The organism is Brevibacillus sp., from assembly GCF_003521185.1.
GTDB lineage: Bacteria > Bacillota > Bacilli > Brevibacillales > Brevibacillaceae > Brevibacillus > Brevibacillus parabrevis.
This window is the reverse complement of record NZ_DOTK01000048.1, coordinates 1-12,247: the sequence shown is the minus strand read 5'-3', so window position 1 is coordinate 12,247 and position 12,247 is coordinate 1. Positions and strand designations below refer to the sequence as shown.

The following is a 12,247-nucleotide window of genomic DNA, read 5'->3' as shown; positions in this document are numbered from 1 at the left end:
TCGTTTTTTCTGTGCACAGGAAAAGCAGCTTTGTCCGAGCCAGGCACATGACCGATCTTCCCGGCGAGAAAAACAACAAGACAAACGCGTCTTGCTCGACTATACACACCCAAGAAATGGTACAATGAGAAGATGAGCAAAAAGGAAACGATCGGGAGGGTGTTGCGCATGAGCGAAGCAAATCAGGAGTATATCGTCATCTCGGGTGCGCGAGAAAACAATCTGAAAAACGTATCCTTGCGCATTCCCAAGCGGAAAATTACAATCTTCACCGGAGTATCCGGCTCCGGCAAGTCATCCATCGTCTTCGATACGATCGCCGCAGAATCGACACGACTGCTGAATGAGAACTTCAGCATGTTCGTGCGCAATTTCTTGCCGCGCTATCCCCAACCAGATGCGGACGCGATCGAGAACTTGAGCATGGCCGTGATTGTCGACCAGAAGCGGCTGGGCGGGGGTTCCCATTCCACGATGGGCACGATTACCGATATTTCGCCGATTCTCCGTCTGCTTTTCTCGCGAGCGGGGCAGCCGTACGTGGGACAAGCGCACCTGTTTTCGTTTAACGACCCGCAAGGCATGTGTCCGGAGTGCAACGGGATCGGCCGCAAATTGGGCGTAGACATGAGCAAGGCCATCGACATGTCCAAGTCATTGAACGAAGGGGCTATCATGCTGCCGGACTATAAAGTGGACAGCTGGGATTGGACGTTGGTCTTGCAGTCAGGCTCGTTTGATCCGGACAAAAAGCTCTGCGATTACACGGAAGAAGAACTGGAGCTGCTGCTGTACGGCAAAGCGAGGAAAGTGAAGATGGACTTCGCCGGGAAGCTGACGAACATTACGGTCGAAGGCGTCATCGAGAAGTTCACCAACAAGTACATCAAGCAGGACGTGAAGACGAAGTCCGAACGCACGCAAAAAGCGGTGGCACCGTACATCTCCGAAGGTCCATGCCCGAGTTGCAAAGGCGCGAGACTCAGCCAAGCCACGCTCAATTGCCGGATCAACGGACGCAATATCGCGGAAATGTCCGCTATGGAAGTTGGACAGCTCATCCTCGCCATTCGCGAAATCGACGATCCCGCCGTTGCGCCGCTCGTCAAGTCGCTGACGGAGCGGTTGCAGCATCTGGTGGATATCGGACTGGACTATTTGACGCTGGACCGCGAGACGGACACGTTGTCCGGCGGCGAGTCGCAACGGGTTAAAATGGTGAAGCATCTGAGCGGCAGTCTGGTGGATGTCACGTACATTTTCGACGAGCCGAGCGTCGGCTTGCACCCGCGGGATGTACACCGCCTGAACGGATTGCTGCAAAAGCTGCGCGACAAGGGCAACACCGTCATTGTCGTCGAGCACGATCCCGATGTGATCAAGGTGGCGGATCATATCGTCGACGTCGGGCCTCACGCCGGAAGCCGCGGCGGTACGATTATATATGAAGGAAGCTATCAGGGACTGCTTGCCTCCGGTACACTGACAGGCACCCATATGAAACGCCCCCTCCAGTTGAAAAGCGATTGCAGACAGCCGTCTGGCAAACTGTCCATCAAGGACGCTACGCTGCATAATTTGCAAAATGTGAGTGTCGATATTCCGACCGGAGTGCTGACCGTCGTGACAGGCGTGGCCGGATCAGGCAAAAGCACCTTGATTAACGAAATTTTCCTCAGCCAGCACCCAGATGCCATCGTCATCGACCAATCGGCGATAGGCGTATCCACGCGCTCGAATCCTGCGACCTACACAGGGATTATGGACGATGTGCGCAAGGCGTTTGCTTCCGCGAACAAAGTCAATCAAAGCTTGTTCAGCTTCAACTCCAAAGGAGCTTGCGAGAACTGCCAAGGGCTGGGCGTTGTGTACACCGACCTCGCCTTCCTCGACAGTGTGAAGCTGCCATGCGAAGTGTGCGGCGGGAAACGGTTCAAGGAAGAAGTGCTCGCCTACAAGCTGAACGGCAAGTCCATCGCAGAAGTGCTGGAGATGACGGTAGAGCAGGCGCTGGAGTTTTTCGAGCTAAAAGAAGTCGTGCGCAAGCTGCAGGCGATGAGCGATGTAGGTTTGAACTACATCACACTGGGACAGCCGCTCAGCACGCTATCAGGCGGGGAATGCCAGCGCATCAAGCTGGCAAGCGAGCTGCACAAGAAGGGGAGCATTTACGTCATGGACGAGCCGACGACAGGTTTGCATATGTCGGACATCGGCCATCTTCTTGCGATCATGAATCGGCTCGTGGACACCGGAAATACGGTGATTGTCATTGAACATAACCTCGACGTGATCAGCCAGGCGGACTGGATTATCGATATGGGGCCGGACGGCGGCAGCAAGGGCGGTCAGGTCGTGTTTGAGGGCACACCGGAGCAAATCGTCGAAGCGGAGCAGTCGATCACAGGTAAATATTTGAGGTAGTGTGTAAAACAAAAAGGAGCAGGGAGAAGCAAGCCCTGTTCCTAAATGATTCCCACTTGTCCAACTTTGTAGTATGCTTGCCAAACAGGGAGGAGATGAATATATGACAAAACAACTGATCTTTGGCGACGCTATGCGCGAGCTGACTGCTACGCGCCGTATTTTGGAGCGCTTGCCCGAGGAACATCTGGACTGGAAGCCGCACGAGAAATCGATGACTTTGGGCGGACTTGCTACACACCTGGTCAACTTGCTGAACTGGCAACTCGCGATTTTGCAATACCCGCAGTTTGACCTTGCGACGGTACCGCTGCAGCGGGAGGCTTTGCAACGACGAGAGGAATTTCTGGAGGAGTTCGACGGGAACATCGGCAAGCTGGAAAAGCTGCTGGACGAATGCGACGAGAAATGGCTCAGCGAAGAGTGGACGTTGAGCCACGGCGATCATATCATCTTCTGTCAACCGCGGGCGATCGCGCTTCGCACTTTCGGCTTGAGTCATATGGTCCATCATCGTGCCCAGCTCGGGGTTTACTTGCGACTGCTCGACGTTCCGGTGCCTGGTTTTTACGGCCCTTCGGCTGATGAGCAAAACGGAGCTTGAACCAACCAACTGTAAGTGAGAGCTGAGCCTGGACAATCACTGGAGCGATTGAAGCAATTGCCGGATGGTGAACAAAAAGCGGGCGAAACAAAACGCATGATCGACCTGCTTCGCCAGTTTATCGGCTATCGGGAATATCCAAAATACGGCATAGTCAGGCGCTATTTTGTGTATAAACAGGCTTTGCTGAAAGAAGCCGAACAGCTCGTACAAGCTGGCGTGATTCGTGAAACAGAAGATATGTACTACCTTACGTTTACAGAACTGCACGAAGCCGTACGCACAAACAAGCTTGATTACCGGATCATCAGCACGCCGCATTCGCGTGAATGGGACGGAAGGGTATATTGAAATAGTGTAGTTGACTTAAAAAAAGGTATTCAGGTGCGCATAAGTACGCCTCTGAGTACCTTTTTATTTTCCGATGCGTTGAATGCAGGAGCACGTTAGGGCGTTCACAATTATAGCGTTCTCTCTAACAGTGCTCCCACTTTTTTAGCCATGGCTTTGGGAGGGTAAGGCATTCCATTTTTTATCCACCATTCTATTACACCTACATAAGCGTTCCCGGCGTATTGCAAGACAACATCTTCACTAAAATCCGGATTTCTCCTGCTTTCTGTGTCAATCTCACCTTTAAATCCTTCGATAATCAAATCAAAAAGCCGTATGCGGAAAGAGGGCGCCCCTTTACTTGCTAACATCGTCGCAAAAAACACATAGTTTTTCTCAAAATACTCGAAGAAAGGTAAAAGTCCATTGCTCCAATCCAGCTTGCAAGCCCATTCGCCCATATCGCCCAGCTCATTCATGTGCGCCTCTATGAGTTTGTCTAATAAATCAAATTTATCCCGATAGTGGAGGTAAATGGTCCCTCGGTTTATGTTTGCCCGGTCGGCAATATCCTGAATCGTAATTTCATCGAAGTTTTTTTCAGCCATCAGTTCAATGACTGCCTTTTTCATCGCTTCCTGTGTTTTAAGAACTCTCCGATCTACTTTTGCCACCGTATTTTAACCAACTTTCTTAGATAATCAACATTTTCGATCGCTGTGTTGGAATATCAACAAATTCCGTGATTTTAACCATTGAATGTGCTTCCCTGACACCTATAATAATAGACATGAGTTGATTAAACAACTTGTTTTGTTTATGTAATCCAACACTGACCAGAGATGCAGAGGAGCGAAAAATATATGTGCAAAACTCATGTTCTAAGTGTCCCAAGTGCAAAAGCACCGTTTGAGAAGATTGTTATCGAAAGAAGACATCTTCGCCCGAATGATGTGCTAATCGATATTAAGTTTAGCGGCGTATGTCACTCTGATATTCACAGCGCTTACGGCGAATGGGCGAATGGAATCTTCCCCATGGTTCCGGGTCACGAAATCGCCGGAGTTGTAACAGCAATCGGATCGAAAGTTACGAAATTTTCTGTCGGTGATCGCGTTGGCGTTGGCTGCTTTGTTGACTCTTGCGGAGAATGCGAATATTGTCTCAGCGGAGAGGAGCAATATTGTACGAAAGGCGTTATCAACACGTATAACCAACTAGACTACGATGGTAATCCAACATACGGAGGATACAGCCAAAAAATCGTTGTAAAGGAAGGGTTCGTTGTCCATATTCCTACTGCTTTGAATTTGGATGTGGCGGCGCCGCTTTTATGTGCAGGTATCACCACGTATTCTCCCTTGAAGTACTGGAACGCTGGCCCGGGCAAGAAGGTTGCGATTGTCGGAATGGGGGGACTTGGCCACCTGGCCATTCAATTTGCGCATGCCTTTGGTGCAGATGTAACGGTTTTGAGTCGGTCGATGAATAAAAAGGACGAGGCCCTGGAATTGGGTGCAGACCAGTATTTTGCCACCAACGATCCCGCCACGTTCGCTGAATTGGCTGGTCATTTTGACCTCATATTAAATACCGTTTCTGCAAACCTTCCTGTCGATGCATACTTGTCGTTGCTTCGCGTAGATGGAACCCTTGTCAATGTTGGTGCGCCTGCCGAGCTTGATAAGTATCATGTGTTTTCCTTAATCATGGGCCGTCGCAGCATTGCCGGTTCGCTTGTCGGTGGCATTCGCGAGACACAAGAGATGCTCGACTTCGCCGCAGAACATGGCATTGAACCAAAAATCGAGATCATTCGCGCTGAACAAATAGAAGAAGCTTATGAGCGTGTTTTGCGCAGTGATGTGCGCTACCGATTCGTAATGGATATATCTACTTTGTAGTCTTTCATGATCCGAAATACATGTTCCCTAGGAAAAATGGGTTAGCCACTTTGCAGGTTAACCCACCTTTTGTTAAGAGCTTCCAAGCAATGAAGATAGGCGGTGTTTTTTTGGCTAAACGAGATCATTTATTCATTTTCATCTTAGCCATAGGGGCTTTCGGCATCATCAATACCGAAATGGGAGTTATAGGAATATTACCTTACATGGCTGATCACTTTCATATCAGTATATCTAAGGCCGGGTGGCTGGTGAGTCTCTTCGCACTTGCTGTATCCATCTCTGGTCCAACTATGCCGTTGTTATTTTCGGGGGTAAATCGCAAGACGGCCATGTTGCTCGTCCTTGGTATTTTCGTGCTGGGTAACATTGTCGCTCTATTTACAACGAACTTTGCTATTGCAATCATTGCGCGAGTGATTCCCGCTATTTTTCACCCCATCTATTTTTCAGCAGCTTTTACAATGGCCGCCAGCTCCGTGTGCAAGGAAGAAGCGCCAAAAGTTGTTTCAAAAGTTTTTATTGGAGTATCTGCAGGCATGGTACTTGGTGTACCCATCGCAAGTTTTCTGGCCAGTGCCGTTTCGTTTCAAGTATCCATGTCCTTTTTCGCAATCGTAAACGCTATCGTCTTTATCGCGATATTCGTATTTTTCCCTTCCATGCCTGTTCAAGAAAGACTTTCTTACGGCGCTCAATTATCGGTATTGAAAAAATCAATTACCTGGCTTTCCATTGTAGCTGTCATTTTACTAAATTCCGCAGTATTTGGGGTGTACAGCTATCTTGCCGAGTATCTGAAAGCCGTTACGAATACCTCCGGGAATGTAATCAGCGTCATGTTAGTCATATTCGGAGGAGCGAACATCATTGGAAACATTATAGCAGGGAAGTTACTTTCTCAAGCTGCGATCAAATCTGTCGTATCGTTTCCTTTTGCGTTGGGAGCCGTTTACATTGTTTTACTTCTACTTGGACAGTTTACCGTACCTATGGCTTTCATTACGCTGATTTGGGGAATATTGGCTGGAATAGGGGCGAATATAAATCAATATTGGATTATGTCTGCAGCTCCAGAAGCACCTGACTTCGCTAATGGTTTATTTTTATCATCCGTGAATTTAGGAACAACAATTGGTACAGCGGCAGGTGGATTATTTATTTCCGAATTAGGTACCCAATACGTCGTATTAGTGGGATTTTTATCGTTACTATTGAGTCTGGTATTTATGTTCATGAGAAATCATATGAACAGTCCTGCAAAACAGCAGTTTAGGTGAGAAAAAGGAGTCAAATCGTATGAGATATGCTCCCAACACTATCCATTTGGGACAACGTGAGATTGACTTTCGCTACGAAAGAAGCAGCTTGCCTAAAGGCGTCTGCTTCTTTTTACATGAGATGGATTTGCAATGAGTTTACTATACATTACAGATTAAAATGTTGACAAATTTAAGGGTCAGTGATAAATTTATTCGAAAATACAGAATATTAAGGAGGGCTCAACATGCAACAACCCCAAAGCCAGCCCTGGATCAACGCAGGTACACTGGCGTCGATCCAAGAAAAGGGCCACAAGTTAATCCACGGCGGGATCGCCGTGTTTTATCATGAGCAGCAGGTTTACGCGGTAGACAATCGCTGTCCGCACTTGGGATTTCCCCTGCATATGGGCAGCCTGTGCGACGGGATCCTTACCTGCCATTGGCATCATGCGCGCTTTGACGTCTGTAGCGGCGGAACATTGGACCCGTGGGCGGACGATGTTCCATCCTATGCAGTCAAAATTGAGAATGGAGTAGTGTGGGTAAATCCGCACCCTAAACAGGCGAACAGCATTGAGAAACATATACTTCGGTTGCAAGAAGGTCTGGAGCAAAATCTGGGGCTGGTGATTGCCAAAGCTGTCGTCGGATTGGTGGAAGCCGGCGTTCCAGCAGCGAAAATCATGCAGATCGGCATCCATTTCGGTACCGTCTATGGAAGAGGATGGGATTCGGGGCTTACCATCCTGACCGCGATGGCCAATGTGCTGCCAAAGCTAGATAAGGCAGGGACGATCCTCGCACTCTATCAAGGACTGCTTCATGTGGCTCGCAACAGCTCCGGTGCCGCGGCGCGGCATCTGCTCAAGCCGCTGCCGGAGTCTGACGTTCCGTTCGAGCGGCTGACGGAATGGTACCGCAACTGTATCGAGGTCCGCGACACACAAGGAGCTGAAAGAGTGTTGCTCACAGCGATCCGCCAAGGGGCTTCCCTGGAGCAGCTTTCGGAAATGATGTTGATCGCGGTGACTGATCACTTTTATTTGGATGGCGGCCATACATTCGATTTCCATAATAAAGCCTTTGAAGCGATTGACCTTATTGGCGAAGAGCATACCGAGCAGACACTGACCTCACTGGTTCGGCTTCTCGCCAATCCGACGCGGAGCGAAGAACTTCATCAATGGCAATCGCCAGTGAATCTAGTCGCTCCACTGAAGGAAGTGTTCGCCCAGTTGGATAGTCTTCCTCTGGCCGCGCCTTATACAAATATTTCCGCAGAAGACGAGCAAAAAATGGTGAAGCAGTTGTTAAGCGACGAACCTCTTGAAACGGTGAATCTTGTGACAGAGCTTTTGAAATCCGGCGCACATCCGGCCCAGTTGGCCCAACTGGTTGCTTTGGCCGCGGCGGAGCGGATTGTTGGCTTCCATACCCAGAATGACTTCGGGGATTGGCTCTCCGTTTTGCATACGTTTACCTATGCCCACGCCGTGCACGAACGTTTGCGCCGCTCAAGCCATCCATTGCTCATCCGCGCCATCTACCATGGGCTAATCAGAATTTATTTGGATCGTTTTTTGAATATCCCTGCGGCACGCCGCCCAGATGGCTCGGCCGTACCAGCCGTCGACACTACTTGTCCAGAGCGGCTGCTGGAAATTTTGGATCAACGCCAGCAGGTGAAAGAAGCGGCGCGCTGGACAGCCGGCTACCTGCACGCTGGCGGCAATCCCGACGCCTTGCTTAACACTTTGGGTCATGCGCTTTTACGCGAAGACGCCGAATTTCATTCGTTTCAAATGTACGAAGCGGCGGTAGCCGAATATGACCGCTGGGCGATGCGTAGCGACGCTTTTGCCACTCGCGCTGGTGAAACGATGCTTCTGGCAGCAACCCGCTATTTGGCTGCCCATGCACCAACCCCGCGCGAACAGCCGCATATGGCCCAAATAGCCGTACGGCTGCATCGGGGAGAGCGGCTATTTGAAGAAGCGTAATCCTAACATGAAGCTTTGATTGAAGAGATGACTTACTTGTCATCTTTTTGTTTCTGAATACCTCTTTTATCTTCCAATTACATTAATGACGAAGCGACTAATGCCGGATTTTTGACTTCCACAACGGTCATTATTGTTCCTGTTCCCCAATTCCGGCCAAGCACGGCCCATTCTTACGTATTCGATGTCACAAGTCAGAGCCTTACGTTGTTATATGTGCAAAACGTTAAGGAGCTGAGGAAAGATGAACGACTTAACTTGCGTAATCATTGGAGGAGGCCATGTAGGTCTTCATTCGCTTAAAGCGATAAAGGAAGAAACACATGGAATGGTGAACGGACGTCGTCTTCGGTTTGTTCTGATCGACAAGCAATCCGGTCATATGCGCAAAATGCTGTTGTTCCGGCCGGCTGTTGGCCAGGAAGACATTATGGTTCCATGGACACATTATTCGTTCTCAGAAGGTGTCGAATTCGTTCAAGGCAAGGTTACGTCTGTGGACAGCGGGGCAAAACAGATTCAATATGAAGATACGCATGGTAATCATGCTCTCATGCCATATGATATTCTGGTCGTGGCGGTCGGGAGCATCGTTCGGAGACCGGAACCTGATCGGGGCGGCATCGCCTTGACCGATCCGCTAGCTGCGGCGGCCATCCGGGAACGCTGGCATGCTAACTTGCGGAAGGCAGTTAGTGAGATGAATCCTGAGGAACGAAAGAGATTGATGTCGATCGCGGTTGCGGGCGCGGGCATCAGCGGCGTTGAGACATCTGCCGAGCTGGCGCTTGAGATGCGGAGAGAAGCATCGTCACTAGGGCTGAACCCCTCAAATATCTCTGTTTATTTGTTGAGTGGACAAAAACGATTGTTCATGGAAGGGCCCGAAAAAGTCGGGATAAAATTGGATCAGGCTCTCAGCAATTGCGGCGTAAAAGTTCTTTACAATCGTAAAGTGACAAAGGCGGAAGAAGATGCGGTGCAGCTCAGCAATGGCGACCGTCTGCCCGTTGGTCTATGTATCTGGACAATTGGTTTGATTCCGAATCCCGCCCTTCAAAGCATGGGATTGCCGCTTACTTCGGATGGTCAAGTGCTGGTGGATGAATGTTACCGCGTCCCAGGAGCGCAAGGCGTGTACAGCATCGGAGACTGTGCAAGAATCGTTGATCCGAGTAATGGCAAGGCGGATCTGATGAGAGCCGGAGAAGGTGCGCTGCAGGCAGATAAACTGGGGAAAATCGTAATGGCCGATCTGGAGGGCCGCCCTGCCCCGGTTCACAAATCCCCTAGCTCGATAATCGATTTCTTCTGTATCGGCTTAGGAGAAGATCGCGGGTTTGTATGGGGAAGAAAGTGGGGGCTTAATATGTTCATAACGGGAAAACTGGGGTGGAAAATCAGAAAACTGGCGTGGGACAAAGGCAGCATGCTACGCTAGCAAATAGATACCACAATCAACAGCCGAAATGAGTGAGATGATGGATGGAGGAATTGTTCGTTCAGTATAGAGCGCTTATGTTCACTCTGGCATACCAATTGACAGGTTCCGCAGCAGACGCGGAAGATGCGGTGCAGGACGTGTTTGTCAAGGCGTGCCAAGTACATCCCGAACGTCTAGATGAGCCTAAGGCTTATTTGTGCAAAATGGTAACCAATCGTTGCCTCAATCTGCAGAAATCGGCACGGAAGAAGAGGGAGTTGTACATCGGTCCATGGCTCCCCGAACCGGTTCGGACGCAGGAGGCGGAATCGCTCGAGACGACAGTCATCCGCCGGGATCTGCTGTCATACGCGATGCTTGTACTGCTCGAGCGGCTGACGCCGACAGAGCGGACGGTCTTTGTCCTACGTGAGGCGCTAGGCTTCGACTACCCTGAAATTGCGGAACTGCTCGGCAAGCAAGAGGCGAACTGCCGCAAGCTGTTAAGCCGGGCAAGAAACAAAATGGGCATCGCCGAGGATGAGCAGGTTGCGGCCGAAGTAATCGAATTGGAATGGGTTAGCCGATTCCTCATCTCTCTGGAGCAAGGGAACGTTGATCATCTAATGTCGCTGTTGGCCGAAGACGTCATGTTCGTCGCCGACGGAGGCGGGAAAGCAAAAGCGTTCAGGCATCCGGTGAAAACACCCGAGCTTGTGGCTCGAGTTCTATTCGCCGGAATCCAGAAGTTAAGGTCCTATTCCCAGGGAGATTTCCGTTTCGAGGTTGTCCCTCTGAACGGGGAGACCAGCATCATAATCCGTTTGGGGAGCGAAACCGTGGCTGCAGTATTCATCCAACTCCGACACGGAAAGCTTACGCGAATCTATGCTGTACGTAACCCGGATAAGCTTGCCCAGGTTTAGGTAGTGAAATGAAATTTTCATAAACCATACAACAAACAGGAAACGTTAGATCGACAATACAGCGGCAGTCTATAACTTTATTTTCTCGTTCAGGCCTGCCGCCGTTTGAAATACTACTATAAATTGGACACATATACACAACGACTCTTTGGGCGAACACTTCTACGGTGTTCGCTCTCTTTTATGGTTGTTCATGAGAGTGCTGGGTCTACCTGTTTACCTAACAATATCATTATTATTCAAGTCTGCATCGAATAGTATGTTTACAGGGAGGGGTAGGTTATACAAACACTATTGTCTGTCATCCGGGATTCCCAGAGCGTAGCGGGGGTTTTGCTCAATCGGTAACAAAACCATTAGGGGAAATTGGTGAGCAAAGGAAAGAATACGTATAAGAGGCATAATTAATGAAAAGAATCATCCAAAAATTTAATTATGCTAAGCACGATCAAAAAACAAAAGTTATAATATGGTGAAACTCAGTTCATGAAAATGCTATTTTATGAACTGAAATAGAAAAAACAAAAGAATGCATAACAACTTACCATTTGATTGTAATATTCTCATTTTTATTGATGCTACTCGAGTACATATAGGTATATTCAAGTAAATTGAGGTCGTGTCGTTAATATTAATAAAACTGTGTCACTGGACAGTTATAGCAGCATGTTTGTGTCGTCAAACAGTTACATAAACAAGTGAAAATTTGTGTCTTACACTAGGTATTGTTGCTATGTTTTTGTCAAAAAGTGGCCTAGAATAGAATGTTGCCCTGTTTATGTCAATTATGTAGCTATGTTTTTGTCAACAGACATCAACAGACAACAGTCTCAACGATTTCTGCTCTTTTTATTAGTTTACATAATATATATTATCGGACTCAAAATAATATCAAGCAAAACAGTAGTGAAGAACCACCTATCCCAGCCGAAAATGACCAACCAGCACCAACAACAAACTCAAATCAGGCCAACCGTGCATAACCAGCCATTTGCCATACAGCCGCCACAAATAACCGGCATGATCCAAAGTGTTTTCATTCGACAAAATGCATCATCCGTCAAAGTCTCACATCAAATAGCTAATAGACGTGTAAATGCCCGGCATTGCCGATTTTCCGCTGGCTCAACAGATGCATCCCATGACAACAAATCCAAGCAAGCTTTCACAATAGCTTCAGTAGCCCCGAATCTGTGAAAGCTCTGGATCTACGAACCGTAAACCACAAACCACCACGCTCTAAGACATGTCCCTCAGACAACACCAAAAAATTCACCCATACGAAAAATAATGAAATATTTTTAAAATTATATATTTACATTTATTGTAAATTAAATTATATTATAATTAAGATCACTATGACTAAAA

Annotated in this window: 8 protein-coding genes and 1 pseudogene; 8 read left to right on the top strand and 1 reads right to left on the bottom strand. The window is 48.5% G+C overall.

The features are described 5' to 3' along the window. Nucleotides 1-168 precede the first annotated feature (168 nt). The 3 genes and pseudogenes from DEP07_RS15180 to DEP07_RS15170 all read left to right on the top strand — a co-directional run. Nucleotides 169-2,424, top strand: coding sequence for an ATP-binding cassette domain-containing protein (locus tag DEP07_RS15180; protein WP_122966499.1), 2,256 nt, complete (start codon nt 169-171; stop codon nt 2,422-2,424). A 103-nt stretch (nt 2,425-2,527) separates the two neighbouring features. Continuing rightward, nucleotides 2,528-3,028, top strand: a complete 501-nt coding sequence (locus tag DEP07_RS15175) for a DinB family protein (protein ID WP_122966500.1) — start codon at nt 2,528-2,530, stop codon at nt 3,026-3,028. A gap of 39 nt (nt 3,029-3,067) precedes the next feature. Further along, a pseudogene (locus DEP07_RS15170) lies at nt 3,068-3,340 on the top strand (phosphoenolpyruvate synthase); the annotation flags it as partial. A gap of 149 nt (nt 3,341-3,489) precedes the next feature. On the opposite strand, the gene DEP07_RS15165 reads toward DEP07_RS15170, so the two are convergent. Continuing rightward, on the bottom strand, nt 3,490-4,035 hold the full coding sequence (locus DEP07_RS15165; RefSeq protein WP_122966501.1) for a TetR/AcrR family transcriptional regulator: 546 nt from the start codon (nt 4,033-4,035) through the stop codon (nt 3,490-3,492). 189 nt (nt 4,036-4,224) lie between these two features. On the opposite strand from DEP07_RS15165, the gene DEP07_RS15160 reads away from it, so the two are divergent. The 5 genes from DEP07_RS15160 (at nt 4,225) to sigJ (ending at nt 10,879) form a co-directional block, all read left to right on the top strand. Next, complete coding sequence (locus DEP07_RS15160) at nt 4,225-5,265, top strand: NAD(P)-dependent alcohol dehydrogenase (protein WP_280648872.1); 1,041 nt, start codon at nt 4,225-4,227, stop codon at nt 5,263-5,265. Between the two features lie 89 nt (nt 5,266-5,354). Further along, nucleotides 5,355-6,545, top strand: coding sequence for an MFS transporter (locus DEP07_RS15155; RefSeq protein ID WP_425592751.1), 1,191 nt, complete (start codon nt 5,355-5,357; stop codon nt 6,543-6,545). A 227-nt stretch (nt 6,546-6,772) separates the two neighbouring features. Continuing rightward, nucleotides 6,773-8,530 (top strand): Rieske (2Fe-2S) protein, encoded by a 1,758-nt coding sequence (locus tag DEP07_RS15150; RefSeq protein WP_281869978.1) that lies wholly within the window; start codon nt 6,773-6,775, stop codon nt 8,528-8,530. 244 nt (nt 8,531-8,774) lie between these two features. Continuing rightward, nucleotides 8,775-9,971, top strand: a complete 1,197-nt coding sequence (locus tag DEP07_RS15145) for an NAD(P)/FAD-dependent oxidoreductase (RefSeq protein WP_274873945.1) — start codon at nt 8,775-8,777, stop codon at nt 9,969-9,971. A 44-nt stretch (nt 9,972-10,015) separates the two neighbouring features. Next, complete coding sequence (gene sigJ / locus DEP07_RS15140; RefSeq protein ID WP_122966505.1) at nt 10,016-10,879, top strand: RNA polymerase sigma factor SigJ; 864 nt, start codon at nt 10,016-10,018, stop codon at nt 10,877-10,879. Nucleotides 10,880-12,247 lie beyond the last annotated feature (1,368 nt).